Below are 18,763 nucleotides of genomic sequence, written 5' to 3' on the forward strand. Positions count from 1 at the left end.
TTACACCTCCTCGGGCTCGGTCAGCAGGGGGTAGACGCCGTTCTCGTCGTGGTCCTCCCGTCCCGTGACGGGCGGGTTGAACACGCAGATGCAGCGGAAGTCCTCCTTGACGCGCAGCGTGTGCCGCTCGTGCCCGTCGAGGAGGTACATGGTGCCGGGCGTGATGCTGTGCGTCCGCCCGGTCTCGTGGTCGGTCAGTTCGGCAGCGCCCTCGACGCAGACGACGGCCTCGACGTGGTTCGCGTACCACATCGACGTCTCGGTACCCGCGTACAGAATCGTTTCGTGCAGCGAGAACCCGACGCGTTCCTGGGCGAGCACGATGCGCTTGCTCTCCCAGGTGCCGGACGCCGCCCGCACATGCCGGTCGGTGCCTTCGATGTCCTTGAACGAACGGACGATCACGGTGGTGCGATGCCTCCTAGGTAGGGGATACGGATACGCGGTCCGAGGGCGTCAGACGGTCTCCCGTACGGCGCGGGCGATGACACTGAGGCCCTCGTCCAGTTCCTCGGGGGTGATGGTCAGGGCCGGCAGCAGCTTGACGACCTCGCTCTCGGGGCCGGACGTCTCGATCAGCAGCCCGAGTTCGAAGGCCCGCTTCGCGACCCGCCCGGCGCGCGCCTTCTCGTGGAACTCCAGGCCCCACACCAGGCCGCGGCCCCGGTACTCTTTGATGTCGGCCAGGTTCTCCTCGGTGATCGAGATGAGCCCCTGCTCGATCTGTTCGCCGCGCGTCCGCGTCTGCTTCTCCATCGCGGACCCGTCGGCCCAGTACGTCTCGAGGGCGGCGGTGGCGGTGACGAAGGCCGGGTTGTTGCCGCGGAAGGTGCCGTTGTGCTCACCCGGCTCCCACACGTCCAGCTCGGGCCTGAACAGGCAGAGCGACATGGGCAGTCCGTAGCCGCTGATCGACTTGGAGACCGTCACGATGTCCGGGACGATCCCGGCCTCCTCGAAGGAGAAGAAGGCCCCGGTGCGTCCGCAGCCCATCTGGATGTCGTCGACGATCAGCAGCATGTCCTGGCGCTCGCAGAGCTCCTTGAGTGCCCGCAGCCACTCCGGACGCGCGACGTTGATGCCGCCCTCGCCCTGCACCGTCTCGACGATCACGGCGGCGGGCTTGTTGAGGCCCGACCCCTGGTCCTCGAGCAGCCGCTCGAACCACAGGAAGTCGGGGACCTGGCCCTCGAAGTAGTTGTCGAACGGCATCGGCGTGCCGTGCACCAGCGGTATCCCGGCACCGGCGCGCTTGAAGGCGTTGCCGGTCACGGCGAGCGACCCGAGGGACATCCCGTGGAACGCGTTGGTGAACGACACGATGGCCTCGCGCCCCTTCACCTTCCGCGCCAGCTTCAGAGCGGACTCCACGGCGTTGGTGCCGGTCGGGCCCGGGAACATCACCTTGTAGGGCAGGTCGCGCGGCCGCAGCACCAGATCCTGGAAGGTCTGCAGGAAGGTCCGCTTGGCCACGGTCGACATGTCGAGCCCGTGCGTGACGCCGTCCCGCATCAGATAGTCGATCAACGCCCGTTTCAGCACGGGGTTGTTGTGGCCGTAGTTGAGGGATCCGGCGCCGGCGAAGAAGTCCAGGTAGCGGTGACCGTCCTCGTCGTACATCCGGCTGCCCTGCGCGCGGTCGAAGACGGCGGGCCAGCCGCGGCAGTAGCTGCGCACCTCGGACTCGAGGGTCTCGAACACGCTGAGGTCGGGCTGGGTGATGGTCACGACGAAACGCTCCTCGGAGTGGGGGTCGGAAGGAGAGGCGGGCGAAGGCGGGGCGGGCGGGTCAGAAGGCGAGGGGGCCGATCCGGTACAGCACCTCGGGGTCGTGCGGACCGTCGGGGAACTGACCGGTGTCGAACAGCACCTCACGGGTGACCGTCGCCCCGTGCCGTGCGGCGTACGAGGTGAACAGCCGCTCGGAGGCGGTGTTGCCCGGCGTGATCGTGGTCTCCACGGCGGTGAGCGGGCGCTCGGCGGCGACCCGCGCGGTCAGCCCGTCCAGCAGGGCGGCGGCGAGGCCGCGGCCCCGCTGCGCGGCGTCGACGGCCACCTGCCAGACGAGCAGGGTGCGCGGGTCCTCCGGCCGTACGTACCCGGTGACGAAACCGACCGGCTCGCCGCCCTCCGCGCGGGCCACCGCCGAGGTGGCGGCGAAGTCACGACACCACAGCAGATAGCTGTAGGACGAGTTCAGGTCGAGCGTTCCGGAATCCTTCGCGAGACGCCAGAGCGCTGCGCCGTCCTCCACGGACGGGCGGTCGATACGTAGGTCTGCTTGTACGGCAGTCATGCGGAGAAAACTTACCCAGGGAAATTCAATAACGCATGGAGGGGCCGTGGTGATTCCGTGATGCTGGCGATACGAGAGGGTGTTTCGTCCGCTTTTGCACCGCGCAAAAGGTGCATATCACCTCGCTTGTGCAATGCGTCACGCACGTGAAACCTGCTCGAAATCCCCCGCGTTTAGGTGCCGGGAATCCGGGCAGAAGAACTCAGGAAAGCTATCGTCGTGAAGGAAGCCGAGAAAGCAGGAGAAAAGAAGCGAATAAGGGGCTGGTAAAAGGTTCGGCGCCGATTCGCTAATCATCGTGAATTCAGGTTCCGGTGACGCCGTCGATACGCTCGCGGAGAAGGTCCGCGTGGCCGTTGTGCCGGGCGTACTCCTCGATCATGTGGATCAGCACCCAGCGCAGGCTGACCTCGAGCCCGGCCATCGGCCCGCCGGTGATCCGCCCCGTGGCCTCCGGCGGACACCCGGCGATCAGCTCACGCCCGCGCGCGATCTCGCGCCGCCAGACGGCCAGCGCCTCGTCGAGACCGCGCCCGGCGGCGAGGGCGTACCCGGTCCCCTCCTCGAAGACGGGCGGCACGTCGAGTCCGGCGAACGCCCGCTGGAACCAGTTGCGTTCGACCTCGGCGAGGTGCTGGACGAGGCCGAGGAGGGTCAACTCCGAGGGCTCGGCCGCCGGTTGCCGCAGCTGCTCGTCGTCCAGACCCGCGCACTTCAACTCCAGCGTGGCCCGGTGGAACTCCAGCCAGCTCTCCAGCATGGGGAGTTCGTCACCGGTCAGCAGGGGGACGGGGCGGCCGTCGGGGAGTGTGAGGGGAGTGTCGGTACCCATGCGGGACAGCATCGCAGGCGGCGCCGGCGGGCGGATGCCGTTCGTCCCGGTCCGCCCGGCGGCCCGGCCGCCGTCCCGCCGCCTAGCGCCAGGCGGCCTCGGCGGCCCGCCGGGCCCCTTCCAGGTCGACGTGCAGCCCCTTCTCCGCCAGCGCGGCGCCCAGCGCCGCCAGGCAGCCCTGCACCACGCCGACGGTCGCGTCGCCCCCGTAGTGGTTGACCCGGATCATCTCCGTGGCCAGCGCGCCCCCGCCCGCGGCCAGCGGCAGCGCGGGGTCGCTCGCCAGCGCCCGGGCCACCAGCTCCGACGCCACCACCCCCGACGGCGTCCGCAGCGTCGTGGCGACGGGCGCCGCCTCGGCGGCCTCGCGCACATACGGCTCCAGCCCGCCGCCCAGCGCGAGCGCACCCGCGCGCGTCGCGGCGGCGGCCGACGCGTGCCGGGCCATCACCGTCTCCGGCCGCTCCGCCTCGATCCGCTCGACGCAGGCCTCCAGTGCCAGCATCTCCAGCTGCGCCGGCGCGTGCAGCAGCGCCTTGCGGCCGCCGTCGACCCACCGCTCCTTCCAGTCCAGCAGGGACAGGTACGAGCGGCGCGGCGCCCTGGGGTTCGCGGCCATCCGCGCCCACGCCCGCCGGCTCACCGACACCGCCGACACGCCCGCCGGGCCGCCCATCGCCTTCTGCGCGCCGATCACGCACAGGTCCACGCCCCAGGCGTCCGGCAGCACCGGCTCCGCGCCGATCGAGGCGACCGCGTCCAGGTAGAACAGCGCGCCGTGCTCCCGCACCACCTCGCCGATCTCCGCGACCGGGTTGGTGTTGCCGGTCGCCGCCTCCGCGTGCACCAGCGACACGAAGTCGATACCGGGGTGCTCGGCGAAGGCCTGCCGGATCTGTGCGGCCGTCACCGCCGTGTGGAAGGGCACCGCCAGATCGATCACCGTCGCGCCGCAGTCCCGCAGCCAGTCCCCGAAGGTCTGCCCGTACGGACCGGTGATCACGTTCAGCGCGACGGTGCCCGGACCGGCCGTACCGCGGATCGCGCCTTCCAGCGGCAGCAGCGCCTCGCCCTGCATGATCACGACGTCCTGCCGGGTGTCCAGCAGCCGCGCCACCCGGTCCTCGATCGAGGCGAAACGCGCGGCGGTCAGCGGGGCAAGATCCAGGAACGGGTGTGTCACGGCGGTGCTCTCTTCACTCACTGGGTAGAGGTGACGAGACTAACCGGCACGCCCCCCACCCCTTCCGCCTTCCCCACCGGTCACTTTCGTAGGTCGCACGGCTCGGTAACCATCGGTTTGATTTGAGAGCCTCAAACTTCTCCTTATAATCGGAACCCATAGTTCCCTTACAGGAAGGCCCGCCGTGAACACCCTCCCCGGCCGCCGGACCCGCGTCCTGGCCGCCACCACCGTGGCGGCCGGGCTGATGCTCGTCGCCGCCTGCACCTCCACCGACGACGGTGGCAGCGCCTCCAAGACCGCCGCCGGCGGGGTCGAGCTCGTCAAGGCGGGCCAGCTCACCACCTGCACCCACCTGCCGTACCCGCCCTTCCAGTCGGAGATCGACGGCAAGGTGCAGGGCTTCGACGTGTCCCTGATCGACCTGGCCGCCAAGAACCTGGGCGTGAAGCAGGAGATCCTCGACACGCCGTTCGAGAACTTCAAGACCGGCGCCTTCCTGAACTCCGGCGAGTGCGACCTGGCCGCGGCCGGCATGACCATCACCGACGAGCGCAAGAAGAACGTCGACTTCTCCGACCCCTACTTCGAGGCCACCCAGGCCGTGCTGGTCGACAAGGGCGCGGGCGTCACCTCGCTCGCCGACGTGAAGGCCAAGGGCGTCAAGCTCGGCGCCCAGGCGCAGACCACGGGTGAGGACTACGCCAAGAAGCAGGGCCTCGACCCGGTCTCCTTCGAGTCCTCGGACGCCGTCCTCAACGGTCTGCGCACCGGCCAGGTCAAGGCCGTCATCATCGACTTCCCGGTCGTCCAGGGCTGGCTGAAGGACAAGGCCAACGCCGACGCCTTCAAGGTCGTCGACAACCTCAACACCGGTGAGCAGTACGGCTTCACGGTGAAGAAGGGCAACACGAAGCTGGTCGCCGCGATCAACAAGGCGCTGGCGGACGCCAAGGCCGACGGCACCTACAAGAAGCTCTACGAGAAGTGGATCGGTCCGTACGACGAGTCGGCCGCGTCCCCGTCGGCCGCCGCCTCGGCCTCCTGACCCCATGGCCGACAGCGACGTACGACTCCAACCGAAGAAGAAGGGCCTGACCCGGCGGCAGAAGCGCAGCCTCTCGCGCGGCGCGCAGTACGTCGTCTTCGTCGCCGCCGTGATCGTCTTCGCGGTCACGGCGGACTGGGGCCGGCTGAAGAACCAGTTCGCCCAGTGGGACATCGCGAAGGAGATGTTCCCCGACGTCATCACGCTGGCGCTGAAGAACACCGTCCTGTACACGGTGTCCGGCTTCGTCCTGGGCCTGGTGCTCGGTCTGGTCATCGCCCTGATGCGGCTGTCGTCCGTGGGCCCGTACCGCTGGCTCGCCGGCGTCTACATCGAGATCTTCCGCGGCCTGCCCGCCCTGCTGATCTTCGTGTTCATCGGCGTGGCCGTGCCGCTGGCCTTCCCCGGCACGGAGATCGTCGGCGGCACCTACGGCAAGGCGGCACTCGGGCTCGGCCTCATCGGCGCCGCGTACATGGCGGAGACCTTCCGGGCGGGCATCCAGGCCGTGCCCAAGGGCCAGCTGGAGGCGGCCCGGTCGCTGGGCTTCTCGCCCGGCCGCGCGATGATCTCGGTGATCATCCCGCAGGCGTTCCGGATCATCCTCCCGCCGCTCACCAACGAGCTGATCATGCTCTTCAAGGACTCCTCCCTGGTGCTGCTCCTCGGGGTGACGCTGGAGGAGCGCGAACTGTCCAAGTACGGCCGTGACCTGGCCAGCACGACCGCCAACTCCACGCCGATCCTGGTCGCCGGCCTGTGCTACCTGCTGGTGACCATCCCGCTCGGCTTCGTCGTGCGGCGCATGGAGGCCAAGGCCCAGGAGGCCGTGAAATGAGCCGACCCGAGATCGAGGTCCGCGACCTGCACAAGTCGTTCGGCGCCAACGAGGTGCTGCGCGGCATCGACCTGGAGATCGGCCAGGGTGAGGTCGTCTGTGTGATCGGCCCGTCCGGCTCCGGCAAGTCGACGCTGCTGCGCTGCGTGAACCTGCTGGAGGAGCCCACCAAGGGCCAGGTCCTCGTCGGCGGCACCGAGCTCACCGACCCCGACGTCGACATCGACGCCGTGCGCCGCCGTATCGGGATGGTCTTCCAGCAGTTCAACCTCTTTCCGCACCTGTCGGTGACCGAGAACCTCACGCTGCCGCAGCGCCGGGTGCTGCGGCGCGGCAAGGCGGAGGCGGCGAAGGTGGCCGCGGAGAACCTGGAGCGGGTGGGCCTGTCGGAGAAGGCGGACGCCTACCCCGCCTCCCTCTCCGGCGGCCAGCAGCAGCGCGTCGCGATCGCCCGCGCGCTGGCCATGGGCCCCGAGGTGATGCTCTTCGACGAGCCGACCTCGGCCCTCGACCCGGAACTGGTCGGCGACGTCCTCGCGGTCATGCGGATGCTCGCCGACGAGGGCATGACGATGATGGTCGTCACCCATGAGATGACCTTCGCCCGCGAGGTCGCCGACCGGGTGGTCTTCATGGACGGCGGGGTGATCGTGGAGGACGGCGCCCCGGCCCAGGTCATCGGCAACCCCGGCCACGAGCGCACCCGCCACTTCCTCTCCCGCCTCCTCGACCCGGCGATGGCCCAGGTCGAGGAGGAGACCTCCGACCAGGTGGGCAAGGCCGACTAGGCGGTCACTAAGGTGCGGTGCATGAGCGATCACTCGGTGCTGCACGTGAAGGGCCGGGTCCTTGCCGGGCCCGACGATGTCCGAGACGGGCTGTGGGTCGTCGACGGCCGGATCTCCTACGAGCGTCCCGTCGGCGCCCGCGACGTGCGGACGGTCGAGGGCTGGGCGCTGCCCGGCCTGGTCGACGCCCACTGCCATGTGGGTCTGGGCGCGCACGGCCCCGTCGACGCGGACGTCGCCGAGAAGCAGGCGCTGACCGACCGCGAGGCGGGCGCCCTGCTGATCCGCGACGCGGGTTCGCCCTCGGACACCCGCTGGGTCGACGACCGCGCGGACCTCCCGAAGATCATCCGGGCGGGCCGGCACATCGCCCGCACCCGCCGCTACATCCGCGGCTACGCGCACGAGATCGAGCCCGGCGACCTGGTCGCGTACGTCGCGCGGGAAGCCCGGCGCGGCGACGGCTGGGTCAAGCTGGTCGGTGACTGGATCGACCGCGAGGTGGGCGACCTGGCCCCCAGCTGGCCGCGAGAGGCGGCCGGGGCGGCCATCGCGGAGGCCCACCGCCTGGGCGCCCGGGTCACCGCGCACTGCTTCGCCGAGAACTCGCTGCGCGACCTGGTCGAGTCGGGCATCGACTGCGTCGAGCACGCGACGGGCCTGACCGACGAGCTGATCCCGCTGTTCGCGTCACGCGGCGTGGCGATCGTGCCGACCCTCGTCAACATCGCCACCTTCCCGGACCTCGCCGTCGGCGGCGAGGCCAGGTTCCCGCGCTGGTCGGCCCATATGCGCCGGCTCCACGCCCGCCGCTACGACACCGTCCGCTCCGCCTACGACGCCGGCATCCCGGTCTTCGTCGGAACGGACGCCGGCGGCACGCTGCCGCACGGACTGGTGGCCGCGGAGGTCGCGGAGCTGGTGACGGCGGGCATCCCCCCGCTGGCGGCGCTCTCGGCGACGACCTGGGGAGCGCGGGAATGGCTCGGACGCCCCGGTCTGGTCGAGGGCGCTCCGGCGGACCTGGTGGTCTACGAGACGGACCCGCGCGCGGACGTACGGGTGCTCGCGGCGCCGCGCCGGGTGGTACTGAACGGCGCCGTGGTGAGCTGAGAGCGCCGGGCCGCGGGGGGTGGTGGGGAACGTGCGTGCCGGTGGATTCGAAGACATGCGCGGAGAACTCACGTTGGAGTGAACTGGCGTCACCTCGCTGACCGTTCACCCCTCGTACGCAATTCTTGCGGGGTCCCGAAGCATTTCTCTTCTGGGGGTCCCACCCTTGAACGGCAACATCTTCCCGCTGCCCGCACGCGTCCGTCGCGCCGCCACCGTCGTCGCGGTCACGGCCCTGGCCGCAGGTCCCGCGGTCCTGGCGGGCGGCACCGCTCACGCGACGTCCGGCCAGGGCCGGGCGAGCGCGTCCGTCCTGCGCACCGGCCTCGACGTGGCCCTGCTCGACAAGACCGTCGACATCCCGCTCGCCGTCTCCCTCAACGAGGTACAGGCTCCGCACAGCGCCGAGAAGACCGCGCTGTCCGCCGAACTGAACGGCGTCGACGGCGGAAAACCCTTCAACGTCCTGCGCGCGGACGTCGCCGAGGCGAAGGCGACCGTCGAAGGCACCAGGGCCGAGGCCTCCACCCGCCTCGCCCACGCCAGGCTGCACGTCCCCGGCCTCCCCCTGCTCTCCCTCATCGAGGTCGGCACGGTCACCTCCAGGGCGACCTGCGAGGCCGGCAGGACGCCGGTCGCCGTCTCCAACCTGCTCGGCTCGGTCACGGTCCTGGGCAAGAGGGTGTCGGTCAGCACCGGCGGCCCGACGGACGTGAAGGTGCCGGGTGTGGGCGAGGTCCGGCTCGACCTGTCCAAGCGCGAGACCACCTCCCGCACGGCGGCCGCCACCGCCCTCGAACTCACCGTCTCCGTCAACCCGTTGAGCCTCAACGTCGCCGAGGTGACCGGCACCCTGACCCTCGCGAAGGCCACCTGCGAAACCCCCGCCGCGGCGGAACGGGGCGAGGACCGGGACCAGGGCGAGGCTCAGGGGCCGGGCGAGGAGCAGGGCGAGGCGCAGGAGCAGGGGAAGGAGCAGGCCGCCGGGCCGAGCGCCGCCCCGGCCGGTGACGTCAAGGCCCAGGGCGCGCCCGCTCGGGCCGACCTGGCACAGACCGGCGGCAGTGCGACGACCCCGTACATCGCGGGCGGCGCCGTGGCGCTGCTGGCGGCGGGCGGGGGAGCGGTGGCACTGGCGCGCCGCCGCGGCTGACCGGATCGAGCGCGGGGTACGGATCCGGGACGTCCCGCCCGGATCCGTACCCCGCCCTCATGCCCTGGTCAGGGCCAGCGCCTGGTCCAGCGCCTGGAGGAAACGGTTCACCGTCGCCCGGTTCCGTACCGCCAGCCGCAGCCACTCCTCGTCCAGCCCCGGGAAGGTGTCCCCGCGCCGGACCGCGAAGCCCAGGGCGCGCAGCCGGCGGCGGACGGCGTCGGCCCGGGGCAGCCGCACCAGCACGAACGGCCCCTCCGCGGGCCCCACGACCCGTACCCCGTCGGCGGCGAACTCCTCCAGACCGGCCACGAGATGCGCCCGGTCCGCGGCGACGCGGTGGGCGGCGTGGGCGGCCTCCGCCAGGGCCTGTGCCCCCATGCACGCCTCCGCCGCCACCAGCGCCGGCGTCGACACCGGCCACAGCGGCTGCGCCCGCTCCAGGTCGGCGACGGTCTCCGGCGCGGCGAGCACGTAGCCGATCCGCAGCCCGGCCAGCCCCCAGGTCTTGGTCAGGCTGCGCAGCACCACCAGGCCGGGCACGTCCGTGCGTCCGGCGAGAGCCTCCCGCTCGCCCGGCACCGCGTCCATGAACGCCTCGTCGACCACCAGGGTCCGTCCGGGCCGGGCCAGCCGCCGGATCGTCTCCGCGGGGTGCAGCACCGACGTGGGGTTCGTCGGATTGCCGACGACCACCAGGTCGGCCGTCTCCGGGACGGCCGCCGGATCCAGCCGGAAGCCGTCCCCCGCGCGCAGCACCACCCGGTCCACGCTGTGCCCGGCGTCCCGCAGCGCCGCCTCCGGCTCGGTGAACTGCGGGTGCACGACGACGGGCCGCCGCACCTTCAGGGCCCGCGCCAGCAGGACGAACGCCTCCGCCGCGCCCGCCGTCAGCAGGACCCGCTCGACGGGCAGCCCGTGCCGGGCCGCGACCGCCGCCCGGGCGGCCCGCCCGTCCGGGTAGGCCGCCAGGTCGCCCAGGGACGCGGCGACCCGCTCCCGCAGCCAGCGCGGAGGCGTGTCCGCGCGGACGTTCACCGCGAGGTCGACGAGGGCCGAACCGTCGTCGCGCACCTCGGCGTCCCCGTGGTGGCGCAGGTCGTGGCCGCCGGCGCGGCCCTCGGCGAGCCCGTCGGGTCCCTCAGTGCGCATGGGAGTGCGCGTGGCCGTGATGGTGGTGGCCGTCGTGGTGGTGGCCCTCGTCGTCCGGGTGGAAGTGCGGCTGCTGCGGCGCCCCCACCTTGTCCTCGAAGCCCGGCAGCGCGATCCGGTACACGCACGAGTCGCAGTTCATCCGCAGGTCGCCCTTGACGGCCTCCGCGTACCGCTCCATCACCAGGTCGAGCAGTTCCGGCTCGGGACCGATGACGTCCGCCGACCGCACGTCGACCTCCGGATGCGCGGCCGCCCAGCCCTCGGTCTGGTGCCGTACCCGCTCCGGCAGGATCCCCGTGAACAGGAAGTAGGGGAGCACGACGATCCGCTTCGCCCCCAGCCGCACGCACCGGTCGAGCCCGCTCGGCACGTCCGGCGCGGCCAGCGACACGAACGCGGTCTCCACGCCCGCGTACCCGCGGCCCTCCCACAGCAGCCGCGCCGCCTTGTACACCTCGGCGTTGGCGTCCGGGTCCGTCGACCCGCGGCCGACCAGCAGCACGGTCACGTCGGCCAGGTCCTCGGGGGTGCGCCCCGCGGTGCCCAGCGCCTCGTCGAGCCGCCGCTCCAGCACGTTCAGCAGCGCCGGGTGCGGGCCCAGCGGACGCCCGTACGTGTACGAGATCCCCGGGTGGCGCTCCTTCTCACGGGACAGCGCGGCGGGGATGTCGCCCTTGGCGTGCCCGGCGGACACCAGCATCAGCGGGACGGCGGCGAAGCGCCGTACGCCGCGTTCCACCAGTTCCGTCACGGCGTCGCCCAGCGGCGGCGGGGACAGCTCGATGAAACCGCCCGCTACGGGCAGTTCGGGGTGGCGGCGGCCCAGCTCCCGTACGAAGTCACGGAACGCCTCGGCTCCGGCCTCGTCCCGGGTGCCATGGCCGGCGATGAGCAGGGCGGGCGGCGGGGTGGTCACGATGTCTCCTCGGACTGCGGATCGGGCTGTGGAACAGGGTGGTACAGCAGGGCGTTGAGCGCGGCGGAGGCGACCGCCGAGCCGCCCTTCTCGGACATGTTGCTGACGGCGGGCAGCCCGCTCTCGCGGAGCGCGGCCTTCGACTCGACCGCCCCGACGAAGCCGACGGGCAGGCCGATGACGAGCACCGGGGCGGCGTCCAGGGTGAGCAGTTCCTCCAGCGCGGTCGGCGCGTTGCCGATCACCCAGAGGGCCCCCGGCCCGACCTGCTCGTACGCGAGTCGTATCGCGTGCGCCGAACGGGTGAGACCCGGCCCGGACTCGGCGTCCCTGAGCCGGCAGACGGTGTCGCGGCGGGTGATCCCGGCCGCCACCATCTCCACGTCCACGACGACGGGAGCCCCGGCGTGCAGCGCGGCGTGCGCCGTCGCCAACTCGCCCTCGTCCATGACGAGATCGCTCGCGTACTCCAGATCGGCGGCGGAGTGGACGACCCGCTCCACCACCGCCCGGCTCAGCGGCGCGAAGTGCGAGGTGTCCAGGCGGGCGCGCAGCCGCCGGTAGGACTCCTGCTCGATCGGATGGACCACACGGTTCACAGGGCGCCCTCCCCGGAGTCCTCCCGGGAACCGGCCGGGCGGTTCTCCTGCCAGCGGTAGCCGCGCGGCGTCACCATGCGCCCCGCGATGTTCCGGGTCGCCGTGTTGCCCACCGTCACGACCGTCATCATGTCGACCCACGCCGGGTCGAGTTCCTCGAGCGTCGTCAGCCGCGCGCTGCCGTCGGGACGCGAGGCGTTGCGCACGACACCCACCGGTGTCGTCGGCTCCCGGTGCCCGGCGAGGATCGACAGCGCTTTGGGGAGCTGCCAGTCGCGGCCCCGGGAACGGGGGTTGTAGAAGGTGACGACGAGGTCCGCCTCGGCCGCCGCGCGCACCCGTCGCTCGATGACCTCCCACGGCGTGTGCAGGTCGGACAGGCTGATCGACACATGGTCGTGGCCGAGCGGCGCGCCGAGGAGGGCGCCGGCCGCGAGAGCGGCGGTCACCCCCGGCACCCCGACGACGTCGATGTCGTCGGACGCCTCGGCGAGCGCGGGGGAGGCCATCGCGTACACGCCCGCGTCGCCGCTGCCGATCAGCGCGACGGCCTGCCCGCGCCGGGCCTCCTCGACGGCCGTCCGGGCCCGCTCCTCCTCGGCGCCGAGCCCCGACTCCAGGATCCGGGTGCCGGGCCGCAGCAGATCGCGGATCTGGTCGACGTACTGGTCGAGGCCGACGAGCACCGCGGCCCGCTCCAGCTCCGCCCTGGCGCGCGGCGTCAGCAGGTCGCGCGCGCCGGGCCCGAGCCCGACGACCGCGAGCCGTCCGCGCCCCGGCCGCCGTACGACCGCGCAGGTCGCCGTCGCGGGCACGTCGGCCGACTTCCGCTTGGGGACCAGGAGTTCACCCCCGCCGATCAGTGCCGCCGCCTCCGCCACGGACGGCGTGCCGACGGCGGCGAGCGGCGCGTCGGACGGGTTCGGCACCTCGACGCCCGCCAGCTCCCCGGCGGAGTACGTCACCACGGGCACGCCGAGCCGCCGGGCGGCCTCGACGATCCCCGGCTCGTCCGCCTTGGCGTCGACGGTGGCGAGCTCGGCGAGACTGCGGACGGACAGCCCCGCCTCCCGCAGCCCGCCCTCGACCAGGCCGAGCACCTCGTCCACCGGGGCGCCCCGGGACGCGCCGACACCGACGACGAGGGACGGCGGCCGCAGCAGCACCTCACCGGGCGCGGGCTCGACCGCGCGATCCGTCAGCCGCACGGTGTACGAACCCCGCGCGGCGAACGGCACCGGCGGCAGCGGCCACGCCGTCTCGGCGGCCAGCGCGACCGGCTCGCCGTCCAGCAGCGCCCGCGTCACGCCGGCCACATCGCCCTCCACGGGAAGGCCGAGCGTGTCGAGCCCGGGGATGCCGACGGCGTCCGTCGCCGTGGTCACCACCGGCTGAGCACCCAGCAACTCCCCGACGGCCAGCGCGAGTTCGTTCGCGCCGCCGGCGTGTCCGCCGACCACCGGGACGGCGAACCGCCCGGCCTCGTCGACGCAGACCACACCCGGGTCGGACGTCTTGTCGGACAGCAGGGGCGCGACCAGCCGGACGACCGCCCCGGTGGCCAGGAAGCAGACGAGCTGCTCACACTCGGCGAACGCCCGCCGCACGGCGTCCCCGACCGGGCCGTCGTACACGCGGGTGCGGTCCGGCCAGGCCGCGGCCAGCCGGTCGCGCGCCGCCGCCCCCGCCGCGGTGGCGGAAATGAGGCCGATCACAGGGCTACTCCTTCTCGATGGACAGGGTGCGCGCCGACGGCGTTTCTGACACCCCACAGCAGGAAAACGGGATTGGTCGCGGCCAGCCGGGTCACGTCGCCCGGCAGCGGCGCGAGCCGTGAGGAGTGCAGCAGCACGCCGTCGCAGTCGAACCCCGCGTCGCCGAGCGCGGCGCGCACCGCCGGGACCCGGTCCAGCGCGGCCATCGAGACGACGACGCCGCGCCGGGCCCGCCGGGCGCACGCGCCCACGACGTCGGGCAGCTCGCGCCCGCCACCGCCGACGAACACGGCGTCGGGATCGTCGAGTCCGGCCAGCGCGCCGGGCGCCGTGCCGTGCACCACGTGCACGTCGACGCCGTGCGCCGCGGCGTTGGCGCGGATCCGCCCGACCCCGTCCGCCGCCTTCTCGACGGCGCTGACGGCGGCGCCGAGCCGCGCGCACTCCACGGCCACGGAGCCCGACCCGGAGCCCACGTCCCAGACCAGGTCGCCGGGGCGCGGCCCGAGCCGCGCCAGGGCCAGCGCCCGCACCTCGAACTTGGTGATCATCGAGTCGCGGTGGGCGAAGTCGCCCTCGTCCAGCGCCCACCCGGCGGGCCGCGTCCCGGGCCCGGCCAGCGTCCGCGCCGGACCGCCCGCGCGCGCCTCGTCCAGGCACAGGACGACACTCACCGCCGTGCCCCAGTCGCGCTCCGCGGCCTCGGCGGGGGAGACGCGCTCCACGCGCTCGCCCGCCGGATCGCCCAGCGCGGAGGCCACCACGAGCACCCGCTCCGGCGCGCTGCGCGCGAGCACGGCGCCCAGCTCGGCGGGCCCGGCGCCCGGTCCCGTCAGGACGGCCACCTTCGGGTGCGCCCGGCAGACGTTGACGGCCGTGCGCGGATCCCGCCCGTGCGCGCTGACGACGACGGCGTCGTCCCAGGTCAGCCCGAGCCGCGCGAAGGCGGTGGCCACGGAGGAGACCCCGGGCCGGACGTCCAGCCGGTGCGCCCCGAACCGTTCGGCCAGCGCCCGCACGATCCCGAAGAACCCGGGGTCGCCGGAGGCCAGCACGACCACGCGCCGGTCCTTGCCGACGCACTCCGCCATGGCGTCGAGAGCCGGCGCGAGCGGCCCGAGCACGATCCGCTCGACGGACGCGGGCAGCTTTGCGGCCTCCAGATGGCGCCGCCCGCCCACCACGAGCCCGGCGCCGGCGAGGACCTCCCCGCCGGGCGCCGTCCCCGTCCCCGTGCCGACGACGGTGATCGGCCGGCTCACGTGCCGGCACCCCGCGACCGCAGGGCCCGGCGGGCCTCCGGGTCGGCCTTGCGATAGCCGTGGAAGTGACCGGGGTGGTACAGGTGCGAGCGGGTGCCGCGCGCGTCGAGGGCCGGGCCCACCAGGAACAGGGTGTGCTTCCAGAGCTTGTGCTCCTTGACCGTCTCCTCCAGCGTCTCGATCGTGCACCTCACGACCAGCTCCTCCGGCCAGGTCGCCTGGTAGGCGATGACCACCGGAGTGGCGGTCGGGTAGCCGCCCTCCAGCAGCTCCCGCACCAGCTGACCGCTGCGCGCGGCCGACAGGAAGATCGCCATGGTCGTGCCGTGCCGGGCGAACTCACGGACCTCCTCGCCGGGCGGCATCGGCGTCTTGCCGCCGCCGAGCCGGGTGAGGACGACCGACTGCGCGACCTCGGGGATCGTCAGCTCGCGCCGGGCGAGCGCGGCGACGGCCGAGAAGGAGGACACCCCGGGCACGATCTCGGTCTCGACGCCGATCTCCTCGCACCGGTCGAGCTGCTCCTGCGTACCGCCCCAGAGGGCGGGGTCGCCGGAGTGGATGCGGGCGACCCTCAGCCCCTCCCGGCGGGCCCGCTCGTACACGGTGACGACGTCCTCCAGGGACATGGTCGCCGAGTCGAGGATCTCCGCGCCCTCGCGCGCGTGCTCGAGGACCTCCGCCTGGACCAGGCTCGCGGCCCAGATCACGACGTCGGCGTCGGCGATGGCACGCGCGGCGCGGAACGTCAGCAGGTCGGCGGCGCCGGGGCCGGCACCGACGAAGGTCACCTTGCCGGTGGGGGCATCGGCCATGGGTTCGGGTCCTCTCATAGCGGGCTTTGTGCGTGTATGACGGCGTCAGCGGGTGGCGCGGATGTGCGCGATCGGGGGTTGATCGGATAGCAAGGGCCTATGGCGGTCTTCGTCGCGCTCGGCGCGTTCCTCATGACGCTGGCCGGCGGCTGGACGGCACAGCGCGTGACCGACCGCCGCCATCTGGTGCTGGGCCTGGCCGGCGGCCTGATGCTGGGCGTCGTCGGACTGGATCTGCTGCCGGAGGCCCTGGAGGCGGCCGGCACGGAGGTCTTCGGCGTCCCGGCCGCGCTGCTGCTCTTCGTGGCGGGCTTCCTGCTGGCCCATCTGGTGGAACGTCTGCTGGCGGTGCGGCAGGCCGCGCACGGCGCCGAGGAGCACGACGGCCGGGCCCCCGAGGTCGGCCTGACGGCGGCCGCGGCGATGGTCGGCCACAGCGCCATGGACGGCGTGGCGATCGGCGCGGCCTTCCAGGTCGGCGGCGGCATGGGCATCGCCGTCGCGCTGGCGGTCATCGCCCACGACTTCGCGGACGGCTTCAACACCTACACGATCACGAGCCTGTACGGGAACGACCGCCGCAAGGCCCTGGCCATGCTGTTCGCGGACGCCGCGGCGCCGGTCGTGGGCGCGGCCTCGACGTCCTTCGTCACCATCCCCGAGCAGCTGCTCGGCGCCTATCTGGGCTTCTTCGGCGGCGCGCTGCTGTACCTGGCGGCCGCCGAGATCCTCCCGGAGGCGCACCACGAACACCCCGCCCGCTCGACCGTGCTGTGCACGGTCGCGGGCGCGGCCTTCATCTGGCTGGTGGTGGGCCTGGCCTCGTGACCCGGCGGCGGACGCGCTCACAGCTTGCCGCCCCGGCCCCCGTCGCGCGGCGCGGGCGCGATGAGCGTGGAGAGATACGGCAGCGGCTCGCCGTCCAGCTCCCCGGCGGACCGGATGGACTCCTCCTCGAGACCGAGCGCCGACCCCCACACGGCGTCCCCGATCCGCCCGGTCTCCCGCAGCGCCTCGGCGACCTCGGCCGCCTGCCGCCCGAACTTGTAGGCCACCACGGTCCCCGGCCCGGCGAGCGCGTCCTTCAGCACGGCCGAACCCGCGGTCACCGGCACCAGCGTCAGCGGCTCGGTGCCCTCGGTCAGCACGGCGCCCGACCGCGCCGCGAGGTCCTGCATGGCGGTGATCCCCGGGACGGTCTCGATCACCACGCCCGGCACCGACTCCACGATGGTCTGCGCGAGATAGGTGAACGTGGAGTACACGTTGGGATCGCCGATGGTCGCGAAGGCGACGGCGCCGCGCTCGCGCAGCAGCTCGGCCACCCGCGACCCGGCGGCGTCCCAGGCGGCCTCCCGCCGCGCCCGGTCGGTCCGCTCGTTGAGCGCGAAGACGACCCGGACGATCTTCTCCGCCGGCACGTAGTGCAGCACGGTGGCCTCGGCCCGCCCGCGCTCCCCGCTGTCCATCACGGGCACGACGACGACCTCGGCGGCCCGCAGCGCGTTGACGCCCTTGACGGTCACCAGCTCCGGATCCCCTGGGCCCACCCCGACTCCGACCAGCCTGCTGCTCATGACGTCCGGCACCTCTCCACGAACCGACGGGCCACACCGGGCTCGGACGCCCAGTGCGTGTGCAGATAACTCGCGTGCACACCGCGCTCCACAAAACCTTCGACCCGCCGCGGGGCCAGCACGCCCCAGGCGGGAGCCGCCCCCGAGCCGGGCTCGACGACGGTCCGGTGGAACTCGTGTCCGCGCATCCGCGTCCCGGCCACGGCCAGCACGCTGTCGCTCACGGCCACGGCGTCCCGGTAGCCGAGCGTGAGCCGCTCGCTCATCCGCGCGGTGGCGTCGAGCACCCCGCACATGGGCCGTCCGTCCAGCTCCCGGCACAGGTAGAGCAGCCCGGCGCACTCGGCGGCGACCGGGGCGCCGGACTCCGCGAGCGCGGCCACCTCCTTGCGCAGCGCCTCGTTCCCGGACAGCTCGGCGGCGTACACCTCGGGGAACCCGCCCCCGACGACCAGCCCACGGGTCCCTTCCGGCAGCCCTTCGTCGCGCAGCGGATCGAACACGACGACCTCGGCCCCGGCGGCGCCGAGCAACTCCGCGTGCTCGGCGTACGAGAAGGTGAACGCGGGCCCGCCCGCGACGGCGACCCGCACCTTGCCGCCCGGGCCGCTCTTTCTCGGCCCGTCCGGCGCTTGGGAACCAGGCCGTTCAGGCCGGGAGCGGGGGTCTGGGGGCGCAGCCCCCGGGGTCGGGACGGGAAGGGGTGGCCGGAGCGAGGAATCAAGCGCCTCGGCCGCGTCCCAGGCCGCACAGGACAACGCCCCCGCACTACGCGCCAGCGCGACCAACGCCTCCAGATCGCACCCCCGTGAAACCTGCGCCGCCATGGCCGCGACGGAGTCGACCGCGGCGGCCTGCCGCTCGGCGACCGGCACCAGCCCCAGATGCCGGGACGGCGTCTCCACCTGAGCCACCCGCCGCAGCACCCCCAGCACCGGCACCCCGGCCGAGTCGAGCGCGTCCCGCAGCAGTTCCTCGTGCCGGTCGGACGCGACCTTGTTCAAGATCACGCCCCCGGTCCGCACCTCCGGATCCCAGGAGGCGAACCCGTGCACGAGCGCGGCCACCGACCGCGACTGCGACGAGGCGTCCACCACGAGCACGACCGGCGCCCGCAGCAGCTTCGCCACCTGGGCGGTGGACGCCAGCTCACCCTCCCCGGCGGCCCCGTCGAACATCCCCATGACGCCCTCGACCACGGCGATGTCGCACCCGCGCGCGCCGTGCGCGAACAGCGGCCCCACCAGAGCGGGCCCGCACAGGTACGCGTCGAGGTTGCGTCCCGTGCGCCCGGTCGCGAGCGCGTGGTAGCCGGGGTCGATGTAGTCCGGCCCGACCTTGTGCGGGGACACGGCGAGCCCCCGCGCGGTGAGCGCGGCCATCAGCCCGGTGGCGACGGTGGTCTTGCCGCTGCCCGAGGAGGGCGCGGCGACGACCAGCCGGGGGACGGAGGACGGGGAATTCAGCACGGCG

19 protein-coding genes are annotated in these 18,763 nt (G+C 73.1%); 6 read left to right on the forward strand and 13 right to left on the reverse strand.

The window, feature by feature from the left end; all coding sequences use genetic code 11:
* From J2X68_RS34205 to J2X68_RS34225, 5 genes are all read right to left on the reverse strand, one after another.
* Complete coding sequence (locus J2X68_RS34205; protein ID WP_310436492.1) at positions 1 to 405, reverse strand: ectoine synthase; 405 nt, start codon at positions 403 to 405, stop codon at positions 1 to 3.
* A 51-nt stretch (positions 406 to 456) separates the two neighbouring features.
* Positions 457 to 1,728 (reverse strand): diaminobutyrate--2-oxoglutarate transaminase, encoded by a 1,272-nt coding sequence (gene ectB, locus J2X68_RS34210; protein ID WP_310436493.1) that lies wholly within the window; start codon positions 1,726 to 1,728, stop codon positions 457 to 459.
* 61 nt (positions 1,729 to 1,789) lie between these two features.
* On the reverse strand, positions 1,790 to 2,296 hold the full coding sequence (gene ectA / locus J2X68_RS34215) for a diaminobutyrate acetyltransferase (RefSeq protein ID WP_310436494.1): 507 nt from the start codon (positions 2,294 to 2,296) through the stop codon (positions 1,790 to 1,792).
* 304 nt (positions 2,297 to 2,600) lie between these two features.
* Positions 2,601 to 3,128: a DinB family protein gene (locus tag J2X68_RS34220; protein WP_310436495.1), complete on the reverse strand. Its 528-nt coding sequence runs from the start codon at positions 3,126 to 3,128 to the stop codon at positions 2,601 to 2,603.
* Between the two features lie 82 nt (positions 3,129 to 3,210).
* Positions 3,211 to 4,311: an aminotransferase class V-fold PLP-dependent enzyme gene (locus J2X68_RS34225; RefSeq protein WP_310436496.1), complete on the reverse strand. Its 1,101-nt coding sequence runs from the start codon at positions 4,309 to 4,311 to the stop codon at positions 3,211 to 3,213.
* Positions 4,312 to 4,495: 184 nt separating this feature from the next.
* On the opposite strand from J2X68_RS34225, the gene J2X68_RS34230 reads away from it, so the two are divergent.
* From J2X68_RS34230 to J2X68_RS34250, 5 genes are all read left to right on the forward strand, one after another.
* Complete coding sequence (locus J2X68_RS34230) at positions 4,496 to 5,359, forward strand: transporter substrate-binding domain-containing protein (protein WP_310436497.1); 864 nt, start codon at positions 4,496 to 4,498, stop codon at positions 5,357 to 5,359.
* 4 nt (positions 5,360 to 5,363) lie between these two features.
* Complete coding sequence (locus J2X68_RS34235; protein WP_310436498.1) at positions 5,364 to 6,197, forward strand: amino acid ABC transporter permease; 834 nt, start codon at positions 5,364 to 5,366, stop codon at positions 6,195 to 6,197.
* Positions 6,194 to 6,985, forward strand: coding sequence for an amino acid ABC transporter ATP-binding protein (locus tag J2X68_RS34240; RefSeq protein ID WP_310436499.1), 792 nt, complete (start codon positions 6,194 to 6,196; stop codon positions 6,983 to 6,985). Before J2X68_RS34235 ends, J2X68_RS34240 begins: the two co-directional genes overlap by 4 nt.
* A 21-nt stretch (positions 6,986 to 7,006) precedes the next feature.
* Positions 7,007 to 8,098, forward strand: a complete 1,092-nt coding sequence (locus J2X68_RS34245) for an amidohydrolase family protein (RefSeq protein WP_310436500.1) — start codon at positions 7,007 to 7,009, stop codon at positions 8,096 to 8,098.
* Between the two features lie 166 nt (positions 8,099 to 8,264).
* On the forward strand, positions 8,265 to 9,251 hold the full coding sequence (locus J2X68_RS34250) for an SCO1860 family LAETG-anchored protein (protein WP_310436501.1): 987 nt from the start codon (positions 8,265 to 8,267) through the stop codon (positions 9,249 to 9,251).
* A gap of 57 nt (positions 9,252 to 9,308) precedes the next feature.
* Here J2X68_RS34250 and cobC read toward each other — a convergent pair whose 3' ends face one another.
* The 6 genes from cobC to cobM are packed head-to-tail and all read right to left on the reverse strand — an operon-like array spanning position 9,309 to position 15,713.
* Positions 9,309 to 10,403: an Rv2231c family pyridoxal phosphate-dependent protein CobC gene (cobC, locus tag J2X68_RS34255; RefSeq protein ID WP_310436502.1), complete on the reverse strand. Its 1,095-nt coding sequence runs from the start codon at positions 10,401 to 10,403 to the stop codon at positions 9,309 to 9,311.
* Complete coding sequence (locus tag J2X68_RS34260) at positions 10,393 to 11,322, reverse strand: sirohydrochlorin chelatase (RefSeq protein ID WP_310436503.1); 930 nt, start codon at positions 11,320 to 11,322, stop codon at positions 10,393 to 10,395. Before J2X68_RS34260 ends, cobC begins: the two co-directional genes overlap by 11 nt.
* Positions 11,319 to 11,921 carry a precorrin-8X methylmutase gene (locus J2X68_RS34265; RefSeq protein WP_310436504.1) on the reverse strand — a complete coding sequence of 201 codons (603 nt, stop codon included), beginning with the start codon at positions 11,919 to 11,921 and terminating at the stop codon, positions 11,319 to 11,321. The genes J2X68_RS34260 and J2X68_RS34265 overlap by 4 nt, the downstream gene beginning before the upstream one ends.
* Positions 11,918 to 13,636, reverse strand: coding sequence for a precorrin-3B C(17)-methyltransferase (gene cobJ / locus J2X68_RS34270; protein WP_310436505.1), 1,719 nt, complete (start codon positions 13,634 to 13,636; stop codon positions 11,918 to 11,920). The genes J2X68_RS34265 and cobJ overlap by 4 nt, the downstream gene beginning before the upstream one ends.
* A complete protein-coding gene (gene cbiE / locus J2X68_RS34275; RefSeq protein WP_310436506.1) occupies positions 13,633 to 14,898 on the reverse strand; it encodes a precorrin-6y C5,15-methyltransferase (decarboxylating) subunit CbiE in 1,266 nt (421 codons plus the stop codon). Before cbiE ends, cobJ begins: the two co-directional genes overlap by 4 nt.
* On the reverse strand, positions 14,895 to 15,713 hold the full coding sequence (cobM, locus tag J2X68_RS34280; protein ID WP_310436507.1) for a precorrin-4 C(11)-methyltransferase: 819 nt from the start codon (positions 15,711 to 15,713) through the stop codon (positions 14,895 to 14,897). The genes cbiE and cobM overlap by 4 nt, the downstream gene beginning before the upstream one ends.
* A 99-nt stretch (positions 15,714 to 15,812) precedes the next feature.
* Between cobM and J2X68_RS34285 the strand changes: the two genes are divergently transcribed.
* Complete coding sequence (locus J2X68_RS34285) at positions 15,813 to 16,541, forward strand: ZIP family metal transporter (RefSeq protein WP_310436508.1); 729 nt, start codon at positions 15,813 to 15,815, stop codon at positions 16,539 to 16,541.
* A 17-nt stretch (positions 16,542 to 16,558) separates the two neighbouring features.
* Here J2X68_RS34285 and cobI read toward each other — a convergent pair whose 3' ends face one another.
* The gene (cobI, locus tag J2X68_RS34290; RefSeq protein WP_310436509.1) at positions 16,559 to 17,290 is read right to left on the reverse strand and encodes a precorrin-2 C(20)-methyltransferase; all 732 of its coding nucleotides are present in this window, start codon (positions 17,288 to 17,290) and stop codon (positions 16,559 to 16,561) included.
* Complete coding sequence (locus J2X68_RS34295; protein WP_310436510.1) at positions 17,287 to 18,759, reverse strand: cobyrinate a,c-diamide synthase; 1,473 nt, start codon at positions 18,757 to 18,759, stop codon at positions 17,287 to 17,289. The genes cobI and J2X68_RS34295 overlap by 4 nt, the downstream gene beginning before the upstream one ends.
* Positions 18,760 to 18,763: the final 4 nt, after the last annotated feature.

The organism is Streptomyces sp. 3330 (genome assembly GCF_031456635.1).
GTDB lineage: Bacteria > Actinomycetota > Actinomycetes > Streptomycetales > Streptomycetaceae > Streptomyces.

Coding starts and splice junctions, on each gene's coding strand:
- cobI (WP_310436509.1), bottom strand. CDS start 17,290: ATGAGCAGCAGGCTGGTCGGAGTCGGGGTGGGCCCAGGGGATCCGGAG.
- J2X68_RS34240 (WP_310436499.1), top strand. CDS start 6,194: ATGAGCCGACCCGAGATCGAGGTCCGCGACCTGCACAAGTCGTTCGGC.
- J2X68_RS34220 (WP_310436495.1), bottom strand. CDS start 3,128: ATGGGTACCGACACTCCCCTCACACTCCCCGACGGCCGCCCCGTCCCC.
- cobM (WP_310436507.1), bottom strand. CDS start 15,713: ATGGCCGATGCCCCCACCGGCAAGGTGACCTTCGTCGGTGCCGGCCCC.
- J2X68_RS34245 (WP_310436500.1), top strand. CDS start 7,007: ATGAGCGATCACTCGGTGCTGCACGTGAAGGGCCGGGTCCTTGCCGGG.
- ectA (WP_310436494.1), bottom strand. CDS start 2,296: ATGACTGCCGTACAAGCAGACCTACGTATCGACCGCCCGTCCGTGGAG.
- J2X68_RS34285 (WP_310436508.1), top strand. CDS start 15,813: ATGGCGGTCTTCGTCGCGCTCGGCGCGTTCCTCATGACGCTGGCCGGC.
- J2X68_RS34235 (WP_310436498.1), top strand. CDS start 5,364: ATGGCCGACAGCGACGTACGACTCCAACCGAAGAAGAAGGGCCTGACC.
- cobC (WP_310436502.1), bottom strand. CDS start 10,403: ATGCGCACTGAGGGACCCGACGGGCTCGCCGAGGGCCGCGCCGGCGGC.